The organism is Exiguobacterium sp. s149, from assembly GCF_018618395.1.
In the GTDB taxonomy this organism is placed as follows: domain Bacteria; phylum Bacillota; class Bacilli; order Exiguobacteriales; family Exiguobacteriaceae; genus Exiguobacterium; species Exiguobacterium chiriqhucha.
This window is the reverse complement of record NZ_JACSLZ010000017.1, coordinates 1-20936: the sequence shown is the minus strand read 5'-3', so window position 1 is coordinate 20936 and position 20936 is coordinate 1. Positions and strand designations below refer to the sequence as shown.

General features: G+C 51.4%; 17 protein-coding genes and 14 tRNA genes. 3 read left to right on the top strand and 28 right to left on the bottom strand.

Going from position 1 to position 20936, the window contains the following annotated elements:
• Nucleotides 1-114: 114 nt before the first annotated feature.
• The 3 genes from KNP81_RS14840 to KNP81_RS14830 all read right to left on the bottom strand — a co-directional run bounded on the left by KNP81_RS14840 (nucleotide 115) and on the right by KNP81_RS14830 (nucleotide 3373).
• Nucleotides 115-765 (bottom strand): amino acid ABC transporter permease, encoded by a 651-nt coding sequence (locus tag KNP81_RS14840; RefSeq protein ID WP_021066728.1) that lies wholly within the window; start codon nucleotides 763-765, stop codon nucleotides 115-117.
• A complete protein-coding gene (locus KNP81_RS14835; RefSeq protein ID WP_131472218.1) occupies nucleotides 762-1520 on the bottom strand; it encodes a transporter substrate-binding domain-containing protein in 759 nt (252 codons plus the stop codon). Before KNP81_RS14835 ends, KNP81_RS14840 begins: the two co-directional genes overlap by 4 nt.
• A gap of 125 nt (nucleotides 1521-1645) precedes the next feature.
• Complete coding sequence (locus tag KNP81_RS14830; RefSeq protein WP_214720475.1) at nucleotides 1646-3373, bottom strand: phospho-sugar mutase; 1728 nt, start codon at nucleotides 3371-3373, stop codon at nucleotides 1646-1648.
• 99 nt (nucleotides 3374-3472) lie between these two features.
• Here KNP81_RS14830 and KNP81_RS14825 point away from each other — a divergent pair, with 99 nt between their 5' ends.
• On the top strand, nucleotides 3473-4291 hold the full coding sequence (locus KNP81_RS14825; protein WP_251128902.1) for a sulfurtransferase: 819 nt from the start codon (nucleotides 3473-3475) through the stop codon (nucleotides 4289-4291).
• A 17-nt stretch (nucleotides 4292-4308) separates the two neighbouring features.
• Here the strand turns inward: KNP81_RS14825 and KNP81_RS14820 are convergent, their stop codons facing one another.
• Genes KNP81_RS14820 through KNP81_RS14805 form a run of 4 tightly spaced genes read right to left on the bottom strand, consistent with a single transcriptional unit; the run spans nucleotide 4309 to nucleotide 10503 of the window.
• Entirely contained in the window at nucleotides 4309-6741 is a 2433-nt protein-coding gene (locus KNP81_RS14820; protein ID WP_214720474.1) for a glycogen/starch/alpha-glucan phosphorylase, read from the bottom strand.
• A 22-nt stretch (nucleotides 6742-6763) separates the two neighbouring features.
• Entirely contained in the window at nucleotides 6764-8203 is a 1440-nt protein-coding gene (gene glgA / locus KNP81_RS14815; RefSeq protein ID WP_214720473.1) for a glycogen synthase GlgA, read from the bottom strand.
• 10 nt (nucleotides 8204-8213) lie between these two features.
• Complete coding sequence (glgD, locus tag KNP81_RS14810) at nucleotides 8214-9314, bottom strand: glucose-1-phosphate adenylyltransferase subunit GlgD (RefSeq protein WP_214720472.1); 1101 nt, start codon at nucleotides 9312-9314, stop codon at nucleotides 8214-8216.
• Between the two features lie 34 nt (nucleotides 9315-9348).
• A complete protein-coding gene (locus KNP81_RS14805; protein WP_214720471.1) occupies nucleotides 9349-10503 on the bottom strand; it encodes a glucose-1-phosphate adenylyltransferase in 1155 nt (384 codons plus the stop codon).
• Nucleotides 10504-10655: 152 nt separating this feature from the next.
• Here KNP81_RS14805 and KNP81_RS14800 point away from each other — a divergent pair, with 152 nt between their 5' ends.
• Nucleotides 10656-12443: a transglycosylase domain-containing protein gene (locus tag KNP81_RS14800; protein WP_251130380.1), complete on the top strand. Its 1788-nt coding sequence runs from the start codon at nucleotides 10656-10658 to the stop codon at nucleotides 12441-12443.
• Nucleotides 12444-12472: 29 nt separating this feature from the next.
• On the opposite strand, the gene KNP81_RS14795 is transcribed toward KNP81_RS14800, so the two are convergent.
• The 7 genes from KNP81_RS14795 to desA form a co-directional block, all read right to left on the bottom strand.
• Entirely contained in the window at nucleotides 12473-13363 is an 891-nt protein-coding gene (locus KNP81_RS14795) for a hypothetical protein (protein ID WP_214720469.1), read from the bottom strand.
• Nucleotides 13360-13917 (bottom strand): DUF5366 family protein, encoded by a 558-nt coding sequence (locus KNP81_RS14790; protein ID WP_021066738.1) that lies wholly within the window; start codon nucleotides 13915-13917, stop codon nucleotides 13360-13362. Before KNP81_RS14790 ends, KNP81_RS14795 begins: the two co-directional genes overlap by 4 nt.
• Nucleotides 13918-14143: 226 nt before the next feature.
• A complete protein-coding gene (gene trmL / locus KNP81_RS14785) occupies nucleotides 14144-14617 on the bottom strand; it encodes a tRNA (uridine(34)/cytosine(34)/5-carboxymethylaminomethyluridine(34)-2'-O)-methyltransferase TrmL (protein ID WP_021066740.1) in 474 nt (157 codons plus the stop codon).
• Between the two features lie 10 nt (nucleotides 14618-14627).
• Nucleotides 14628-15071, bottom strand: a complete 444-nt coding sequence (locus tag KNP81_RS14780; RefSeq protein ID WP_214720468.1) for a methylated-DNA--[protein]-cysteine S-methyltransferase — start codon at nucleotides 15069-15071, stop codon at nucleotides 14628-14630.
• Entirely contained in the window at nucleotides 15052-16200 is a 1149-nt protein-coding gene (queG, locus tag KNP81_RS14775) for a tRNA epoxyqueuosine(34) reductase QueG (RefSeq protein WP_214720477.1), read from the bottom strand. The genes KNP81_RS14780 and queG overlap by 20 nt, the downstream gene beginning before the upstream one ends.
• Before the next feature lie 78 nt (nucleotides 16201-16278).
• A tRNA-Gly gene (locus tag KNP81_RS14770) sits at nucleotides 16279-16349 on the bottom strand.
• Between the two features lie 225 nt (nucleotides 16350-16574).
• Nucleotides 16575-17594, bottom strand: coding sequence for a Delta(5) desaturase DesA (desA, locus tag KNP81_RS14765; protein ID WP_214720467.1), 1020 nt, complete (start codon nucleotides 17592-17594; stop codon nucleotides 16575-16577).
• Nucleotides 17595-18183: 589 nt separating this feature from the next.
• Between desA and KNP81_RS14760 the strand changes: the two genes are divergently transcribed.
• On the top strand, nucleotides 18184-18546 hold the full coding sequence (locus tag KNP81_RS14760; protein WP_353048100.1) for a DUF6241 domain-containing protein: 363 nt from the start codon (nucleotides 18184-18186) through the stop codon (nucleotides 18544-18546).
• A 41-nt stretch (nucleotides 18547-18587) separates the two neighbouring features.
• Here the strand turns inward: KNP81_RS14760 and KNP81_RS14755 are convergent, their stop codons facing one another.
• The 14 genes from KNP81_RS14755 to KNP81_RS14690 form a co-directional block, all read right to left on the bottom strand.
• Nucleotides 18588-19628: a DUF2332 domain-containing protein gene (locus tag KNP81_RS14755; protein WP_214720476.1), complete on the bottom strand. Its 1041-nt coding sequence runs from the start codon at nucleotides 19626-19628 to the stop codon at nucleotides 18588-18590.
• 158 nt (nucleotides 19629-19786) lie between these two features.
• Nucleotides 19787-19867 (bottom strand) — tRNA-Leu (locus tag KNP81_RS14750).
• A 9-nt stretch (nucleotides 19868-19876) separates the two neighbouring features.
• Nucleotides 19877-19950 (bottom strand) — tRNA-Cys (locus KNP81_RS14745).
• 8 nt (nucleotides 19951-19958) lie between these two features.
• Nucleotides 19959-20033: transfer RNA gene (locus KNP81_RS14740), tRNA-Gly, on the bottom strand.
• 4 nt (nucleotides 20034-20037) lie between these two features.
• Nucleotides 20038-20112: transfer RNA gene (locus KNP81_RS14735), tRNA-Gln, on the bottom strand.
• A 6-nt stretch (nucleotides 20113-20118) separates the two neighbouring features.
• Nucleotides 20119-20194: transfer RNA gene (locus KNP81_RS14730), tRNA-His, on the bottom strand.
• An 18-nt stretch (nucleotides 20195-20212) separates the two neighbouring features.
• Nucleotides 20213-20283: transfer RNA gene (locus tag KNP81_RS14725), tRNA-Trp, on the bottom strand.
• A gap of 3 nt (nucleotides 20284-20286) precedes the next feature.
• Nucleotides 20287-20370 (bottom strand) — tRNA-Tyr (locus KNP81_RS14720).
• Nucleotides 20371-20373: 3 nt separating this feature from the next.
• Nucleotides 20374-20449: transfer RNA gene (locus tag KNP81_RS14715), tRNA-Phe, on the bottom strand.
• A gap of 26 nt (nucleotides 20450-20475) precedes the next feature.
• Nucleotides 20476-20551: transfer RNA gene (locus KNP81_RS14710), tRNA-Asp, on the bottom strand.
• A gap of 7 nt (nucleotides 20552-20558) precedes the next feature.
• Nucleotides 20559-20632: transfer RNA gene (locus KNP81_RS14705), tRNA-Met, on the bottom strand.
• 17 nt (nucleotides 20633-20649) lie between these two features.
• A tRNA-Glu gene (locus tag KNP81_RS14700) sits at nucleotides 20650-20724 on the bottom strand.
• Nucleotides 20725-20743: 19 nt separating this feature from the next.
• Nucleotides 20744-20834 (bottom strand) — tRNA-Ser (locus tag KNP81_RS14695).
• Nucleotides 20835-20847: 13 nt separating this feature from the next.
• Nucleotides 20848-20922 (bottom strand) — tRNA-Asn (locus KNP81_RS14690).
• Nucleotides 20923-20936: the final 14 nt, after the last annotated feature.

Sequence of the window (20936 nt, the reverse complement as noted above, 5' to 3'; positions counted from 1 at the left end):
GAATAGGTTCATTATAGCGATTCATGCGCACACGAAAAACCCCGAGTGAGGCACTTTTTTCAAGTGTCCATCATTCGGGGTTCAGTTCAAACCAATCGAAGGGATTTTTTTGTGTCAGCGAATCGCATACCGACGTTCGAGACGATGCTGCCCCGCTTGGATGAGCGTCGACAAGATCCAATAGATCGATGCCGAGAACAAGAGGAGCGGCATGACGAGATACGTCGTCGCTGCGATTTGGTCTGACACGTACGTCAACTCTTGGACGGCGATGACCGAACCGAGTGACGTCGATTTGATGATGTCGATGACCGAGTTGGACACCGGTGGGATTGCACGGGATAACGCCTGTGGAAAGATGATATCCTTGAAGCGCTTCGCACGCGGAATCCCGAGGGCGACACTCGCCTCGACTTGTCCGCGGTCGACCGAATTGATGGCCGCCCGGAACGCTTCCGAGATATAGGCCGCAAAGTGAAGGCCTAACCCAAAAATGAGCGCCTGCATCCCGCTCAGCTGGACGAAACCGGTCAGACCGACGTACAAGATGAGCAATTGCAACAGGAGCGGTGTGCCCCGGAAAAACGAAATATACGTACGCGTGAACAAACGAACGACCTTGACAGGACTGCTGTGCAAGACAGCGATGATCAGACCGAGCACCAAGGCGAGGAGAATCGACAGGATACTGGCGATCAACGTCAATTGTACGGCTTCGATATAGGCCGAACGGTTCTCGATGACGGTCGTGATCAGTTCACTCATTGACTGATGTCCTCACCGAAGTACTTCTCACCGATCTCAGCCATCGTGCCGTCTTCTTGCATTTCAGCGAGCGCCTCGTTCAAGCCTTCGAGCACGTCCGAGTCTTGGCGTGTCATGAAGCCGGCTTCGCTCTTGTTGAAGACGTCACCTACCGCTTTCACGTCGTAACCTGTCTTCTCTAGCTCCGTCAAGATGAAGAGACGGTCGTTGAGCGCCGCATCGAGACGTCCGACTTGAAGGTCTTGGAGCACTTGGTTCGCGCCTTTGTAGAACTTCACTTCAGCACCGGCTTCTTCAGCGAGCTTGGCGTAGACCGATCCTTGTGTCGAGCCGACGACTTTGCCGTCGAGGTCATCGATGCCTTGAATGTCTTCGTTGTCCGAAGCGACGATGACTTGCGCACCTGATACCGCGTACGGAGTTGAGAACGCGTATTTCTCTTCACGTTCTGGGGTGATACTCATTTGGTTGGCAATCATGTCGATGCGTTCCGCGTCGAGTGCTGGAACGAGTCCTTTGAAGTCCATCGGCTCGTATTCGACCGTGTAACCGGCACGCTCGGCCGCTTCGTTCAATACGTCGATGTCATACCCTGTGATTTCACCTTTGTCTTTGTACGTGAATGGCGGGTACGTCGCTTCTGTCCCGACTGTGATGACGGCTTCTTCTGAGCCGCTGTCTGTCTCTGTCCCGCAAGCCGCGAGCACCCCGAACGATGCGCCGATTGCAAGTACTGCTGTTAATGATTTTTTCATGGTAATTTCCGCCTTCCTGATAATCCGTATATGATTACATGGTTATGAACAATACACTCATCATACTGACGGGGGCATATCTTGTCAAACAAAAGACACCACCCTCGTCAGGGCGGTGTCGTCGATTAATCGATTGCTTTCGCTTGCTTCATGACATCGCGTTCAATCGCTTCCCGTTTCACTGTCGTTTTCTCCGCGCTATCGGCGTGGACACTGAAATAGAATTTGATTTTCGGTTCGGTCCCAGACGGACGCAGGCAGAACCATGAGCCGTCCTCGAAGATGAATTTGAGTACGTTCGACGACGGCAACTCGATTGCTTCCGTCTCTCCTTGACGCAAGTTCGTCGCGACTTGTTGCTTGTAATCCTCGAAGCGGACGACTTCGTAGCCGCCGACTTCCTGCGGCGGATTGGCGCGGAACGCCTCCATCATTCGACCGATTTGTTCGAGACCGGCTTTCCCTTTCAACGTCATCGATTGGAGCGACTCCTCGTAGAAGCCATACTTCTCATAGACGGCTTGAAGGGCATCGTATAACGTACGGCCGTGCTGTTTGTGGAAGGCCGCCATCTCGGCGCCGAGCAAACACGCTTGGACGGCATCTTTGTCACGACAGAAGTCCCCAATCAAATAGCCATAGCTCTCTTCATAACCGAATAAGAACTCATACTGACCCGACTCTTCATACTGCTTGATTTTCTCACCGATGAACTTAAAGCCAGTGAGCGTATTCTCGAGGTGGACCCCATACGCCTTGGCGATGGCTGCCCCAAGTTCGGACGTGACGATCGTCTTCGCAACGAAACCGTTCGTTGGAAGCGTGCCCGTCTCCACTTTTTGAGACAGGATGTAATCCATAAGGAGCGCCCCGGTCTGGTTCCCCGTCAAGACGAACCATTCGCCGTTGCGGTCACGGACCGTGAAACCGACACGGTCGGCGTCCGGGTCCGTCGCCATGAGCAAGTCGGCCCCGACGCGATCGCCGTACTGCATCGCGAGTTCAAAGGCAGCCCGTTCTTCCGGGTTCGGATAACTGACCGTCGGGAATGCCCCGTCCGGCTCAGCCTGTTCGTCGACGATGGTGACGTGTTCGAAGCCGTATGCTTTCAATCCTTCCATGACCGGACGACGTCCTGTGCCATGAAGCGGTGAATAGACGATTTTGAGCGGATCGCCTTGGACGTCCGTATGAATCCGAATCGATTGGAGGGCTTCCATGTAAGCTGCATCGACCGATGAGTCGACCGTGACGAGTGTGCCCTCGGCCCGAAGCGTTGCCTCCTCTTTGACGGCAATCGTCAATTCATCCTCGATGGCATTGACGTACGAGACGAGTTCATCGGCCTCGGCTGGTGGCAATTGCCCACCGTCGGCGCCATACACTTTGAAGCCGTTATATTCAGGCGGATTGTGGCTCGCCGTGATGACGATGCCGCCGAACGCGTTCAAGTGACGGACCGCGAATGACAACTCTGGCGTCGCTCGCAAACTAGGGAACAAGTATGTCTTAATCCCGTTCGAGGCGAGTGTACGTGCCGCCTCAAGTGCGAACTCCGGTGAGAAGTGGCGCGAGTCATGGGCAATGACGACGCCGTGACGTTTCGCTTCTTCTCCCGATGCAGCGATAAAGTCGGCAAAGCCTTGCGACGCCTTGCGGATTGTATAGATGTTCATCCGGTTCGCCCCTGGACCGATTTCACCGCGCATACCGCCCGTCCCGAATTCGAGCGTCTTATAGAAGGCATCCTCGAGTGATGTCTCGTCTTGTTCGAGCGCTTCGAGTTCAGCGCGTAAATGTGGCTCGAGTGCCTCGTGTTGTTTCCATCGGTCATATGTCTGTTGCCATGTCATGGTCAGTTCCCCTTTCGACATTCAAAAATTCAATCGAAGTACTCGCCAATTTGTTCCATCTTGTATACGATGGGAGTAACGAAACTTCGAGGTGATACTATGTTTCCAACTATGCGTGCCCAAGAATTGAAACACATCGTCCATACGGACTCGATTCGCTTTATTGATTGTCGTTATTCATTAAACGACGCCTCATACGGAAAGTATGTGTATCGACAGGGACATCTCCCGAACGCCGTCTTCCTCGATTTGATGGAAGATTTATCCGGTCCCGTCTCCGAACATGGCGGACGCCATCCACTGCCGTCAAAAGAAGCATGGACCGAGACGCTTCGCCGGATCGGGATTCAAAAAGATGATTTGATCATCATTTACGATGACGGATTCCCTTATGCCGCCCGTGCTTGGTGGTTATTCAAATGGGCCGGCCATGAGCGTGTCATCGTGCTCGAGGGCGGGATTCAGTCCGGCATCACTTACTGCGGCGAGACGACGACGGACGTTCCGTCCTACCCCGCCTCAGATTACGTCCCAGCGTTCCAAGACGAGATGATTGCGACGATCGAAGACGTCCGTGCCGCCACGGTCACGGGCGGGCTCTATGATTCACGGACGGCCGACCGGTACGACGGCAGCCATGAACCGATTGATCGCAAACCGGGCCATATCCCGAACGCCGTCCTTTGTCCGTATACCGAAGCCGTCACCGACCTCGGCACACTTCAAGATTTTCATGATTTGAGAGAGCTATACGCCAACGTCCTCGATGTCCCCAACCCCATCTTCTATTGCGGGAGCGGAGTCACCGCCTGCGTGAACATTTTGGCGTTACACGCCCTCGGCAAAGATGACGTCCGGCTGTACTCAGGGTCTTACTCTGATTGGATCAGTTATCCAGAAAACACGGTCCACCCGTAACGGGTGGATCGCTTTTTTTATTTCACGCTCGTCGGTTTGATGTTCCAGACGGCGTTCGCGTATTCCGTGATCGTCCGGTCACTCGAGAAGATTCCCGATTTGGCCGTGTTGACGATTGAACTCTCGGCCCAGCGTGCCTTGTCCGAGAACACCTCGTCGACGCGTCGTTGCGCCTGCATGTAAGACGCGAAATCTTTCAACACGAGGAAATCATCATTATAGACGAGAAGCGAGTCGAAGATGGCTTGGAATTGGTATTCTCCGACCTTGTCGAACGTTCCGTTGACGAGGGCGTCGACGACATTACGCACTTCCGTGTTCGCATGGTAGATGTCGGCCGCATGATAACCGCCGAACTTCTTGTAGTTCATGACTTCTTGCGGTGTCAATCCGAAGATGAAGATGTGATCGTCCCCGACCGCATCGCGAATCTCGATATTGGCCCCGTCGAGCGTCCCGATCGTGAGCGCACCGTTCATCATGAACTTCATGTTGCCGGTACCTGACGCCTCGTAGCTCGCTGTCGAGATTTGCTCACTCAAGTCTGAACCAGGGAAGATGCGCTCGGCCATCGAGACGCGATAGTTCTCGAGGAAGACGATTTTGATGAAGCGGCTCGCCCGTTTGTCATTGTTGATCATAGCTGCGAGCGCGTTAATGTATCGAATAACTTCTTTGGCGTAATAATACCCTGGTGCCGCCTTCGCCCCGAAGATGAACGTCCGTGGGACCATCGTGAACGTCGGATCGGCTTGAATCTTTTGATAGAGCGCATGAATGTGCATCGCGTCCATCAATTGACGTTTATAGGCGTGCAACCGCTTGACTTGGACGTCGAAAATCGAGTTTGGGTCGACGGCGATGCCCGTCTCGGCTTGGATATAGCCGGCCAAATCCAGTTTGTTCTGTTGTTTCACGTTCATGACCTGCTCTTGGAAACTCGCGTCTTTGGAGACACCCATCAACTTCTCAAGATCGTTCGGATGTTCGATCCACGATGGACCAATCGCATCGGTAATCAAGTTCGAGAGACGTGGGTTCGACTTGAGGAGCCAACGTCGATGCGTGATGCCGTTCGTCTTGTTGTTGAACCGAAGTGGGAACATCTCATACAAGTGACGCATCTCACGCTGCTTCAGGATGTCCGTATGAATTCGGGCCACCCCGTTCGTCGAGTGTGAGCCGACGACGGCAAGGTTCGCCATGTTGATGTGTTCGTTCGACACGATGGCAATCTCGCCCATATGCGGCTCGAGATGCGGGTAGTTGACGAGGACGTCTTTACAGAAACGGCGATTGATTTCCGTGATGATTTGATAAATACGCGGCAATAACCGCTCATACATCTCGACCGGCCACTTCTCAAGCGCTTCGGAGAGTAGTGTATGGTTCGTGAACGACATGACGCTCTTCGTCACGCGCCACGCTTCATCCCACCCGTAACCGTGGTCGTCCATCAAAATCCGCATGAGTTCAGGGATAGCCACGACCGGATGTGTGTCGTTAATATGGACGGCATAATGGTCGCCGAGGTGTTTCAAGGATTTATTATGACGTAAGTAAGACGTGATCATCGACTGGACGCCCGCCGAGACGAAAAAGTACTGTTGTTTCAAACGCAACACTTTTCCTTCGTATGTCGTGTCGTCCGGATATAGGAACTCAGAGATGGTCGCAATCGATTGTTTGTGTTTGAGCAGGTCTTTGTACGAACCTTTCGTCCGTTCCATGTACTCCTCGTCGTCAAACGGTGACTCGGCGTTCCAAAGACGGAGCGTATTGACGACCTCATTTTTGTAGCCGATGATCGGCATATCGTAAGGTACCGCTCGAACGACTTCATCCGGATGGTGAACGACGCGAAGCCGGTCGCCGATTTGCCGCATCTCGATCCAACCACCGAAATTGACGTCGACGGCTCGATCGGCACGGCGCGTCTCCCACATGTTCCCGTCACGAAGCCAGTTGTCTGGTAACTCGACTTGATAGCCGTCGACGATTTTTTGTTTGAACAAGCCGTATCGGTAGCGAATCCCGTTTCCGTGCCCTGGGAGACTGAGCGCTGCCAGCGAGTCGAGGAAGCAAGCGGCTAGGCGGCCGAGACCGCCGTTGCCGAGACCTGGTTCTGGCTCATACTCGGTGATGTCGGTGAAGTTGAATCCGAGTTCATCGAGACCCTCTTGCACGACTTCGAGGACGTCCATACTGAGCAAATTGTTATACAGAAAACGACCGAGCAAAAATTCAAGTGAGAAATAAATGACTTGTTTGCTCTGTTTTTCTTCTTGTTTGTCGCGGGTGTTGATCCATTTCGGGATTGCCTGCTCACGCACCATCGTTGCCAACGTTTGATACACTTCCTGCTCGGTCCCTTCATCAAACGACTTCCCGTTTAATGCGACAAATCTCTTTTGGAATGAAGTGACGAAGCTCTGTTTGTCTGTAAACATATGTGTGTAAAACTCCTTCCGGTCATGCAAATAGGTGATACAACTCACGGTATTGCTTCGCAGATTGTTTCCAGCTGAAGTCCGCGGTCATCGCTTGATGGACGAGCGCGTTCCAATTGTTATCATCATAGAAGACACGAATCGATTTCTCAATCGTCGCGAGCATCTCGTGGGCGTTATAGTTCAAGAAACCAAAGCCTGTGCCTTCCTGTGTGTATTCGTTATACGGTTTGACCGTATCGCGCAGTCCTCCCGTCTCTCGTACGATCGGGAGCGTCCCGTAACGCATCGAGATGAGCTGGCTGAGACCGCACGGCTCGAAGCGGGACGGCATGAGAAATGCGTCCGATCCGGCATAAATCAAGTGTGCGAGTTCGATATCGAAACCGATATACGACCCGACCTTGCCAGGGTGCGACGCCGTCATGTGATGGACGATGCCCTCATACTCCGGTTGACCCGACCCGAGGAACACGAACTGACAGTCCAAGTTCCCGAGCTCCTCACTCACCGCTTCAATCAAATCAAGACCTTTTTGTTCGACGAGTCGACTGACGAAGCCGATCAACATGACATCGTCACGTACCTCGAGGCCGAACCGCTCTTGAAGCTCACGCTTGTTGGCGAGCTTCCCTTCTTTGACTGTATCGAGATTGTACGTCTGGGCGATGCGCTTATCCGTGCTCGGATCATTGGTCGCCAAATCGAGGCCGTTCAAGATGCCTCGGACGTCGACAGACCGGTAACGGAGTGTCGCATCGAGTCCCTCTCCGTAATACGGTTCCATGATCTCATCGCGATAAGACGGGCTGACCGTCGTGATTTGGTCAGAGTGGACGATACCCGCCTTCATGTAGTTGACGAGACCGTTATGTTGGATCCCTTCTGCCGTGAAGTGTTCCGGACCGAACTGTAACAACTCGCCGAGGACCGCTTCCGGGAAGATGCCTTGATATTGCAGGTTATGGATGGTAAAGACGGTACGAATGCGTTGATACGCCTCGATATGTTGATAATGGATCCGCAAGAAGGCTGGGACGACACCGGTCTGCCAATCATGACAGTGGAGCACGTCAGGCACGTCTTCCGCTTCGAGCTTCCCGATCATCTCGAGCACGGCACGAGAGAAGAATGCGAAGCGCTCGGCATCATCGTAATGGCCATAGAGCACGCCTTCTCGTTTGAAGTAATATTCGTTGTCGATGAAGTAATACATGATTCCATCGCGTTCAAGTTTGAGGACGGCACCGAACTGCTTGCGCCAGCCGACCGGAACAATCAGATCGAACATGTACTCCATCTCATCTACGTATTCTTGAGCGATCGTGCCATATTTCGGCATGATGACACTCACTTCTTCACCAAGGCTAGACACCGCTTGAGGGAGCGAGCCGATGACATCGGCAAGCCCCCCCGTTTTCATGAACGGTGCCGCTTCTGAAGCGACATACCATATTTTCATAATATCCCCCTTACACCGTTGTCCGTTTTCCGATTACGATCGGCTCATCGACCGTACCACGAATGACTTGTCCTCGTTTGACGACCACTTCTTTATCTAAAATGGCGTTCTCGACGACAGCACCTTCTTCGATGATCGATTTGGATAGAATGATTGAATTTTTGACGCGGGCGTATTCGCTGACGACGACACCGCGGAAGAGAATACTGTTTTGGACTTCGCCGCTGATTTTACACCCGTTCGCGACGAGCGCCTCATTCACTTTCGACCCGTTCAAATAGCGCGTCGGCGGCTCATGTTTAATCTTCGTATAGATGTGCGGGAAGTCGTAAATGATTCCCTCATGACGAAGTAAGCGCATACTCTCATTATAGTATGAAAGTACAGAGTGAATCACCTGCATTTTGCCAGTATAGTGATACCCGTGAACGTGAAGGCGGTGCAGCTGCGGACGGATGACACCGTCGAGCAAGTCGTACTCTCCTTTTGATGTCGCTTCATCGACGAGACGAAGGAACAGGTTTTTCGACATGACAATCGTCTCCGTATACGTATACTCATCGCTCGGGCTGTATCCGCGCTCACCGATGCCGACGACACGGTCATTCTCGCCGAGGCGGATTGGACGGCAATAGCCACATTTCTGTTCATGGCCCGTATAGGCAAGCGTGATATCCGCCCCCATCGATTTGTGATGCTCGAGCATGTCTTGGAAATCGATTGTCGTCAACACGTTCGAACCTGTGATGACCACATACGGTTGCTTGCTGCGCACGAAATGTTCGCGGTGCATCGAGAAGTTGGCCAAATCGCCGAGGTATGCTTCTCCGTCAGGCTTGAGTGCCGGCGGGAAGATGTGCAGGCCACCTTGTGAGCGGTCTAAATCCCATTCTTTCCCTGATCCCAAGTGGTCCATGAGTGAACGGTATTTATCAAGTGTGAAAATACCAACTTGGTTGATACCTTGGGTGATCATGTTCGTTAATGTAAAGTCAATTAGGCGATAACGCCCTGAGAACGGGACAGCCGCTAAATTGCGGTGCCCCGTGAATTCAGGAAATAAGCCCTCTTCAGTTCCTAAGTTGATGACCCCTAACAAATCATTCGTCAACAGTAACGCCTCCTTGCGTCGGTCTTTTTTTAAATCAAACACGTTGTTTGAAGACTGTGCCGCTCTCGATATTTTCATGTGGTTCAATGACAACGATCTCACCACCCGGCTCGCCAACTGTCGCCCCGTCTTGAATGACGGCACAGCTCGCGACGATTGCTCGATGAATCGTTACATCTTTTCCAATCCGTGCTCCCGGCATGATGACCGAGTCTTTGACGAGCGAGCCTTCACCGACACGTACATCGTAGAACAAGACCGAATGTTGGACCTCGCCCTCGATTTGGCAGCCTTCGTTAATGACCGACTGTTCGACACACGCATCTTTCCCGATGAATTGCGGTGTTTGGTTCGGGTTGACCGAATAGATTTTCCAGTTCGGATCGTAAAGGTCGAACGGTGGATCTTCTTCGAGCAAGTCCATGTTGGCTTCCCAAAGCGATTGGATTGTTCCAACGTCTTTCCAGTAGCCTTTGAATTTATAAGCGAACACGTTTAAGCCGTCAAGGAGTGTGTTCGGAATGATGTTTTTACCAAAGTCGAAACTTGATGTCTCATCTTCTGCGTCTTGAATCAAATGCTCCCGAAGTACTTTCCAGTTGAAGATATAAATCCCCATCGAGGCCAAGTTGCTCTTCGGCTTCTCTGGCTTCTCGTCGAACTCATTGATGCGAAGATCATCGCTCGTATTCAAAATCCCGAAGCGCGGCGCCTCGTCCCATGGAACTTCCATGACCGAAATCGTGACGTCGGCTTGCTTCTCTTTATGGAAATCGAGCATCTTCTCATAGTCCATCTTGTAAATGTGATCCCCCGATAGGATCAGCACGTACTCCGGATTGTAGTCGTCGATATAGCTCAAGTTCCGATAAATCGCATTGGCCGTACCCTCGTACCAGTTTTTTCCCGACTGTGCTTGGTATGGCGGTAAGATGGCCAAGCCTCCGTTGCGGCGGTCCAAGTCCCAGGCTGACCCGATGCCTAGGTAACGGTTCAATTCTAGCGGCTCATATTGTGTCAACACGCCCACCGTCGTGATTCCCGAATTGGTACAGTTCGATAATGGAAAATCAATGATCCGGTATTTCCCCCCAAAGTTGACAGCAGGCTTTGCTGTCTTCCGTGTGAGAGGCCCGAGTCGTTTCCCTTCTCCTCCTGCGAGGAGCATCGCAACCATTTCTTGCTTCATAGTACAGCCTCCTAAATTCATAATATAATCATCTATTACCCTCTTTCTCTATTTCCTAATGTATTCCTGCCCAAATTATTATATGATAACGTTTACATTTTGAATTTTTTTGAAAGATTGACGATATAATGTATGAAGAGAGAGGTGAGACGATGCGAGCGTGGATTGGGACACTATTTTTTGCTGGACTGTTAGCCGTCGGCGGGACGATCAGCGGAGCGTTAAAAGAAGAGATTGAGCAAGCGAAACAGATTATGACGTGGGGTGAAAAGACGGTCAACGCGACCCCGCTCGCGTCGAAACATGCCGTCACGTTGACGTACAAAGGCGGGACGGAACGGCTCTATTTGAACGGTCGTCGCGATGACGTCTCTGTCGCGCGCTTTCCGGCCCACCTCCGTGAAGCCATCATGACCATCGAAGACCGCAAGTTTAACGCCCATCCGGGATATGACCTCGGCGGTATCGCTCGGGCTTTCATCAATAACGCCAATGAATCCTCGCGCCAGGGCGGGAGCACAATCACCCAACAGCTCGCCCGGAACGTCTATTTGACGCACGAGCGGACTTACGAGCGCAAAGTGAAGGAATTATTGCTCGCCCGGGCACTTGAAAAACAATATAGTAAAAAAGAAATTATGACGGCCTACAGCAACGTCATCTTCTTCGGACATAACGTTTACGGGATTCAAGCGGCGGCCGAGACGTATTTCGCTCGTCCGCTCGAAGATTTGAACTGGAATCAAATCGCTTTCCTGTTAACCGTTCCGAACAATCCATCTTTATATGATCCGCTCGATCCATCGGAATCGTTTTATGAGCGTAAAGATCGAATCCTCACCCAGCTCCGTGATGCCGGCGTCATATCGAGACAAGCGTATGAGACGCATCACGGGGTGAAGCTGACGGCGACGTATCGTCAACACGTCGTCCGATATCCCGATTATATGGATACGGTCATGAAAGAGGCAATCCGACTCGTCCGCTCGCGTTACGACCTCGATGAAGAGGCCGCCAGAGACTACTTGGCGATCAATCAAGCGACAATCGAGACGCATCTGTCCGTCGCCCGGCAACAACAGGCGAAACAAGTCATGACGAAATTGCCGAACGGTTTGAACGGCGGCTATGCCGAGCTGACGCCGAACGGACGCATCATCGCCCTCGTCGATTCAGAGATGACCCAATCGGGTGAATTCAATCGGGCCACGCAAGCGTTCCGCCAACCTGGGTCGGCCATCAAGCCTGTCCTCGTGTTTGCGCCCTATATAGAAGAGACCGGAGCGAAACTCGATACCATCCTCGACGGTCGGCCGGTATGTTACGGGACGTATTGTCCGACGAATAGCGGAAATCGTGTCCTCGGTGATGTATCGTTCCGTGATACGGTCGCATATTCCTACAACACGCCGGCGCTCGCCGCCTTCACCGCAATCGATCAAGAAGTAGCGTATACGACGGCGGACATGATGTTCAGCCAGTGGGACGCTAAGACCGATAACAGTCTCGCCAGCGCACTCGGCGGGTTGACCCAAGGCGTGTCGCCCAAAGAGCTCGCCGCCGCCTATACCCCGTTTCTCAACCAAGGCGTGTACGTGTCCGGCCAGACGATTAAACAGATTCGCTTCGAGTCGGGCGCAGTTACAATCACGCCAAGTATGACGAAGCAAGCCGTCTGGTCGAAAGCGACCGTCACGACGATGCGGGAGGCGTTGTCCGCTGTCACCACATACGGGACAGGACGTTACGCCAACCAAATCAAAGCGCCTTATATCGGTGGAAAGACCGGCACGACGAACTCGCATAAAGACATGTGGTACGTCGGCTTAACCGATGAGACGATCACGGCCATCTGGCTCGGCGCCGACACGCCGCGGCCGTTCCCGGAGCTCGCCAACCGAGCCTATCCTGCTATCGTTTGGACGGAGGCGCATCGCTAAAAGCCAGGGACATCGCTGTCCCTGGCTTTTTATAATCGTCGATACGTATGGCACGTGTAATTTCCCCATGCCTCGAACAGTTCATGTTGTTGAATCAGTTTCCACGGATTGAACAGCGTCTGTCCGTTCTTGTTGAAGAAGATCCCGGCGCCGATGCAGTACGTCGCGTGTTGGACCCGCCCTGCCTCATCGACGAACGTGAGCACGTCCCCTCGTTCGGTCAGTCCCGAATCGGTTCTCATGTAACCGGCCTGACCGAGTGTCTGGAGGAACGTGCCAGGATGGAGCCATTGCGTGGCCATCCATTCGGCACCGGTCACCGCGAACAGCGTGGCCGCGAGGCAATTGCTGCCTGACGTGACCGGGAAAGTGTTGGCAAAACGTCGCACATGGTCAGGGCAAGTATCGGGAATAGAACTCGCCGTCCACTCGTCCCAGGCTTTGGCGTACTCAAACGTCAGTTGACGACACATCTCGTCTGGCATCACCTGAAAGGCTGACTGATGTAAGATGAGATACGGCACACCGTTTACCGTCACAATCGAAGTCGCCAACGAATCGATCTCCATGTCAGCCGCCGGGAAAACGAGCCCCCGTCCAACCGTGACTTGATAGGTAAGCAACTCGCTCCTCACTGCTGGCGGTAATGTCGCAATCCAACCAGGTGGCGCATGCAAGACAAAGGCGGCCTCGCGGTCGATGGTCCAATACGTATAGGCGTTGGCGAGTCGAATATCCCGATAAGACGGATGGACGTTGAATTCCGCTCGCGGGACAATCAAGACGTTCGCATCTGTGCCAAGTAGCGCAACCAGGCTCTCATCCGCCATGAACAAGTCCATCGGTGGCACCATCGATCTCATCCATGCCCGGACGACTTCTTCGGTCGGCATGAGGGGAATCGTCATGTTCACCGTCATAGGATGATATCCCCGACCGAGTTAAACAAGCGGAGCATCGCCCAAGCGAGGCCGCTCAACAAGATGGCCCACATCATCGCTTGAATCAAGAGCAGACCGATCGCCCGAAACGTCGACATCAACTGACTGACTTGCCATATGTAATAGAACAAATAGAGGACGAATGTGCCGAGCAATACCGCGATGACGGCAAGGAGCGAGTTCAGGAACAAGAAGCTGATTCCCGATCCGACCAAGAAAATCGTCGCCCCTGGCTTGAGACGATGGAGCGAGCTGCCGTTCGTCTCACGCGCGAAGAAGGCGAATCCGAGTTGATTGAACGTGTCGGCCACGAGCTTGAAGGCGCTGAACAGCATGAAGTAGATGGTAAAGAACACGACGAGCACGAGCACTTTTGACTCTTGGACGGACAACAGCGCGATAATCTCGCTGTAGACACCGACACGGGTCAACCATTGAATCACATACTCGCTCGTGGCGATCGCAAGCGACATCGAGAACAGAATAATCCCAATCAACGGGGCATAGCTTAACAAGTACACGTTTGTTTTCATATCGGCTCCAATTTCACAAGAATTTCTCATATTCAGTGCAAATCTATTATCAAGTATATTATAATATTTGTAGTCACGGAGAACAAAAGGGGGATTTTCAGATGGGTTTGTTACTAATGGTCGGAATCAGCGTCGTCTTCCTCGCAGCTATCTTTACAGCTGGATACAACAGAAAACCTGAAGGTAATCAATAAGAGCCGAGATTCTCACGAATCCGGCTCTTTTTTTATTTCAACCCAGCATATCCTTGTTGGCGGAGCGCCTCATAGACGATAATCGCCGCCGTGTTCGAGACGTTGAGCGATCGTACGAGGTTCGATTGCGGCAAGCGGATGCAACGGTCAAGGTTATTCTCGATGACTTCCATCGGCAACCCTTTCGTTTCGCGTCCGAAGACGAAGAAATAGTCTTTGTCGACCGCAGACACGTCGAGGTCACTCGGGTACTGTTCCCCGTACTTGGTAATGTAGAAGAACTCTCCGTCCGGGTGCTTGGCCCACAGTTCGTCAAGCGAATCGTGATACCGTACGTCTACGAACTGCCAATAATCGAGCCCGGCGCGTTTGAGCATTTTATCGTCTGTCGAAAAACCTAAAGGACGAATCAAATGAAGCACCGAATTCGTCGCGGCACATGTGCGCGAGACGTTACCTGTATTCGCCGGGATTTCTGGTTGGAACATTACTACATGGATTGCCATAATCTACTCCTCACTTCACTTGTTCGAGATCAAGTAATCGTTGTTTTTGATGAATACCGCCTGCGAAACCGGTCAATTGCCCCCCGCTACCGACGACCCGGTGGCACGGGAAAATGACAGGCAACGGATTCCGGTTCAGTGCCTGACCGACCGCACGAACCGCTTTTGGTCGTCCGATTTGTTCGGCGATTTGTTTGTACGTCCGCGTCTCTCCGAACGGGATCGTTAAGAGCGCATCCCATACTTCTTGCTGAAAGACGGTCCCATGCATCTCAATCCACTCGCGGTCAGACGATTGAAGCCCGTATTGTTCGACACGTTCAATCAGTTCGGTCAGCCAAGCTGGTGCCGAACCATCATCCGCTTCCGTCTCCGCAAAGTCTAACGCACATAGCTTTCCATCGGCGTTCAATTCATAGGCTAACGTTCCCCATTTAGATGACACGGTCTTCATGACTCCACTCCTCTCGGAATAATCGAATCTCTTCATGTACGAGCTCCGACGTCTCCGTCGACTCAATCTGTTGATAAATCGTCTCGGCTTCGGCTCCGAGAATCGCCCCGATCGCCCAGACGGCTGTCGCCCGCATGTCTTCGCGCTCATCCTGTTGGATGAAGTCTTCGAGCACCGGCACGGCTGACGGTTCCCGATAATGGGCCAACGCTAGAATTGCATTTCGCTGAATCGGTTTTTTCCCGCGCCATGCGCCAGACAGATGACCGAACTTTGCTTTGAACTCGCGATTGCTCATATTCAAGAGCGGGACGAGCAACGGTTTGACGATTTCCGCTTCCGGAAGCAATTCTTCATGATGACGCCAGTCCTTCTTCCGATTATACGGACAGACTTGTTGGCACGTGTCACAGCCGTATAGCCGTCCGCCGAGCTTCGAGCGGAACTCACGTGGCATGAGTGTCTTCATTTGCGTCAAATAGGCGATGCAACGTTTTGCGTCGAGCACACCCGGTTCGATGAGCGCCGTCGTCGGACATGCCGTCATGCATTTCGTGCATTCTCCGCACCCGTCCTCAATCATCTCGTCCGGTGGTAAGTATGTGTCCAGGATCATCTCGCCTAGGTAGAGGTACGACCCCTTCTCGGGCGAAATGATGGAACAGTTCTTGCCGCTGAAGCCGATTCCGGCCCGTTCGGCCACCGCCCGATCGACAAGCTCTCCCGTATCGACCATCGAGCGTGTCCGGACGCCCGGGACGAGCTGTTCAATATACGCCTGCAACTGTTCGAGTCTCGAGCCGACAGCGCGATGGTAGTCGAGCCCCCACGATGCCCGGGCGAACAAACCGCGGCGCTCATCGGCCACACTTCGCGGCGCGTCCTTCAATTTGCTCGGATACAGGATAGCGATTGCAATAATCGACTGCGCTTCTTCAAGTAGCAGCGTCGGTGTCGTCCGTTTGTCCAAGTCAGGCTCCTCGAACCCCGAAGCTAATCCCTTTTCTTGCTGCTTCACGAGACGTTGCTTCATGACGATGAACGGGTCGGCCGTCGTCACTTTCAACTCGTCAATCCCAATTGTCGTTGCGTACGCCACAATCTTCTGCTTAAGTGTTTCCGGGGTCATCCCATTCATCGAATCACCTCTTTCATGCCTATTTTCGCATACAAAAAATCTCCCCGCCAGTCGGCAGAGAGATGATGAAGCGGGTGAAGAGAATCGAACTCTCGTCATCAGCTTGGAAGGCTGAGGTTTTACCATTAAACTACACCCGCATGGTTCATATGAGTCGGCTGTAAAAGCGACTACAATCAATATACATCTATACCTTTCGGAAGTCAACACTTTTAAAGAAATTTCTTTGATGGCTTATCAAGTCTATACGTTTATTGTCTGAGTACATCTAGTTCCCTTATTTATCTTCTTTAAATCATATCTCAATATAAGATAGCTGTGGCGATATAAAAATATCCTGCCGACAAAGTCGGCAGGAATGTGCGTCACAACGATGACGTCTTCGGTTCCCGAAGCAAGTGCTTAATATCGCGGAACGTGACGAACGTCTTGTTCTGAGCATCGTACAGTTTGTAGCGTAGCGACTTCAAACTAGACCATAGACCAATCGTCGTCGCTTTTTGGAGCGGCGGCGTCGACGTATGGGCTTGTTCAAGGTTGTAGTTCGGTACACGCGGGCTCAAGTGATGAACATGGTGGAAACCGATATTCCCGGTTACCCACTGCAACACTTTCGGCAACTCGTAATACGAGCTTCCTTCGATGGCAGCCTTCACATAGTCCCACTCGCTCTCGTCCTCGAAATATGAGTCTTCGAACGTATGCTGTACGTAGAACAACCAGATTCCAAGGACACCGGCTGTGAACATCGTCGTGCCTTGAACGATCAAGAACGCTTTCCAACCGACGAGCGCGATGACGAGCGCATAGAGCACGACGAGCGACAAGTTAATGAGATATGTGTTGTTCCGTTCTTTTTTACGCGCATCTTTCCGATTAAAACGGCTCGTGATAAGAATCAAGAACAACGGGCCGAGACCGAACATGACGAGCGGGTTACGGTATAGACGATATTGCAATCGAGTCCATCTCGATGCCTCGACGTATTCTTCAATCGTCATGACCCAAATGTCACCGACGCCACGTTTGTCCAAGTTACCACTCGAAGCATGGTGAATCGAATGCTCTCGTTTCCATTTCTCATATGGGAACAACGTTAGAATCCCCATAATCGTCCCGACGATGGCGTTCGCCTTCTTATTCTTGAAAAACGAACCGTGCGTACAGTCGTGGAAAATGATGAACATCCGGACGACGAAGCCAGCTGCGACGATGGCGAGCGGGATGGTCAAGAAGACCGAGATTTGGAGCGCCTGATAGGCAAGAATCCAGGCTGCAAGAAACGGCAAGATCGTGTTGATCATCTGCCGGACGCTCTTCTTCACGTCGGCCTTTTCAAACGGCGAGACGTGCTTTCGGAGCTGGGCGATTTTTTCTTTACTCATGTACAACTTCCTCCTCAATTGCAAATAGCGATAACGACAACAAAAATGAAATATGAAACCAAATGCACTATGAGATTGACGAGCAACGTGACCGTCACTAAAATTTATTCATCATAAAATATTATTACCAGGTAATTATATCACATCACAGAAGGAAAATCGTTCATTCCAAATGAGTTATCAAATCATTTTTTTGTTTTTTTATCTATTTTTCCATATAAATTCCTTATATGGGATTAATAGCATTTGAAGTGTGTTAAATCCAACTATGTACAGATAGTAGGCAATGATATTGTTCAAAAAACTGAAACAGGTATTTACCCTGAAGCGACTCATCATCACGACGAGCGTCCTCATCTTGCTCATTCCAGTTTTTTGGATCAGCTACACGTTTTATAAAAACTTAAGTCAAGGTGTCGAGAATGAGAATCTTGATGACAAATACGTAAACCGCGTCAAAGAACTACAAATCGAAGTATTCAAGGAAGACCCATTAGACCGCAGAGGCAACTCCACCGCAAAGACTCGCGTTGAATTATAGGTCTCTTTCAATGAAGAGAAACCAAATCGAACTGAATTGATCAAAAGCATGCACTTGATGACACATCAAAAAATATCAGCCCGTTCCAAATGGGTAGCGATTCCGATGACACCACAGAACATTCAACAGTCAGCTGAATACTTGGAGCTCTTAAAAACTAAATTTAAAATAAATGATCGAATGTACGCCGAGTTGAAAACGATGCTTGATCACTGGTCACAAGGTGACTTCACTCTAGATGACAAGGAACAGGATCGCTTATTGGACTTTCTCCAAGCGAGTAGAGGTTTCTCGAACGGATTAGCTACCAAGAACGAAGAAGACCTCTTTATTTTGAACAACTTCGGACCAGAATACTTGAACACATTGAATGAATCGACGTACACGTCATATGAAGAATCATCTCCGTGATGGTTCTTTTTTTCATTGATCTTAAAAAGCTCTAACCGAGGTTAGAGCTTACTGAGTCTTCGCTGAAGACTTTCTTGCGCTTCTGGTGGTAACAACCAGTTGAACCAACGTCCATGCCCATCCGTTTCGGCGAGCACGAACTCACTCTTTCTGCCGTCGATAATAAGATCGAGGTGGAGTAGCTTGTCTTGGACATTATTATAGATGTGACAGACGTCCCGATTCTCACCTATCAAGTCGACTTGATATAAAAGCTCATGCTTGGTTTCAAGCGGCATCTGATTCGCCACATGTGTATGGAAAATACAGACGATGGTATCCCGATCAATTGAATCGACCCGTGGTTTTAATAATTGAACTCCATCCCCTTGAATCAACTCCAATGGTTGTGACCCAACCAACGCGCTCGCCTGCTCAAATAGTTCTAGACGAGTTTCATGTTCCGGCCAGATGAGAGCCTTCAACCACAATTTTTCATCTGCATCGGTCAAATCGACGATATTCAAATCGAACCCGATTCGTTCCCGGACTGGAGGAAGCTGTAGATTCAGTCGAGGTCTTCCTTCGCCAATCACCTCCGCTGAAATCTCGAGAGATGACGTGACGTTCCCGACCAGTTCGCTGTCGTCATATCGATAGCTGTACTGATCCCATAGGAGCTGTAGACCGGCGCTCGTACCAATCTCTACTAAAGCCAACGGTTGCTTTGAGTATCTAGAAATCATACCGAACACTGGATATAAATACGCACATCGTCTCACTTCGTTCGTTTGAACGAGCCTAGTCTGTAAGAGAGCAACCAACTCAGTTTCATAAGTCGTGCAAAATTGCTGAAAACTCGGAAATCGTCCTTCATCCACCTTTTTCGCTTCAATGGCCACGCATGGGTAATAGTCGCCTAATGGATGCTGGTGCCCACTCAAGAGCAGATAATGGACTGCCCCAAACAACAAGTTTGGAACAGGCTGTCCCGAATTGGCTTGCTCACATAATGTGAGAATCGATACGTCTGTCGCTATCTCGTTCGACAATGATTCATTAAGAACACTCGAACCTCTACACTCGTTTGCAGCAAACCTCATAAAAGCTTGAGCGATTTGATTTGTTGGCAATGTACTTCCCCCTTCGTCCCCTTGCACAGTCGTACACTCCTTGCTTATTCATTACGCATCGCTCACTTCCCTTTATTTTTAAACTTTCACATACAAAAAAGACCCTAGCCTCAGCTAGGATCTACGGATACCGGTGGTCGGAGTCGAACCGACACTCCAGAGGAACACGATTTTGAGTCGTGCGCGTCTACCAATTCCGCCACACCGGCATATTATGTTGGAGGCGCCAGTCGGAATCGAACCGACGATAGAGGAGTTGCAGTCCTCTGCCTTACCACTTGGCTATGGCGCCAAATTTAATGGAGCGGAAGACGGGATTCGAACCCGCGACCCCGACCTTGGCAAGGTCGTATTCTACCACTGAACTACTTCCGCATAATGGCTGGGCTGGAAGGGATCGAACCTACGCATGTCGGAATCAAAATCCGATGCCTTACCACTTGGCTACAGCCCAATAAAATGGGGCGACTGAAGGGAATTGAACCCTCGAATGCCGGAATCACAATCCGGTGCGTTAACCACTTCGCCACAATCGCCATAATTATATTAGAAAGCAGGGGCAGCAGGAATCGAACCCGCGCTGACGGTTTTGGAGACCGTAGTTCTACCGCTAAACTATGCCCCTAAGTGGTGGGGGGGGGCGGATTCGAACCGCCGAACCCGAGGGAGCGGATTTACAGTCCGCCGCGTTTAGCCACTTCGCTACCCCCCCACATGGTGGCTTTGGACGGAATCGAACCGCCGACACAAGGATTTTCAGTCCTTTGCTCTACCAACTGAGCTACAAAGCCATGTATGTAGTAATTAAATTAAAAAATGGCGGTCCTGACGGGGGTCGAACCCGCGATCTCCTGCGTGACAGGCAGGCATGTTAACCACTACACCACAGGACCACACTAATTGCGGGGGCTGGATTTGAACCAACGACCTTCGGGTTATGAGCCCGACGAGCTACCAGACTGCTCCACCCCGCGACGATATAAAATTTAAATGGTGACCCGTACGGGATTCGAACCCGTGTTACCGCCGTGAAAGGGCGGTGTCTTAACCGCTTGACCAACGGGCCATACTATTGATTGAAAAACTGGCGGAGAGCAAGGGATTCGAACCCTTGAGACGGTTTTGCCGCCTACACGAATTCCAATCGTGCTCCTTCGGCCACTCGGACAGCTCTCCAAAAAGAGAAAAGTGGCTCCGCAAGTAGGATTTGAACCTACGACCTACCGGTTAACAGCCGGTTGCTCTACCACTGAGCTATTGCGGAACGATCTTGCCTGG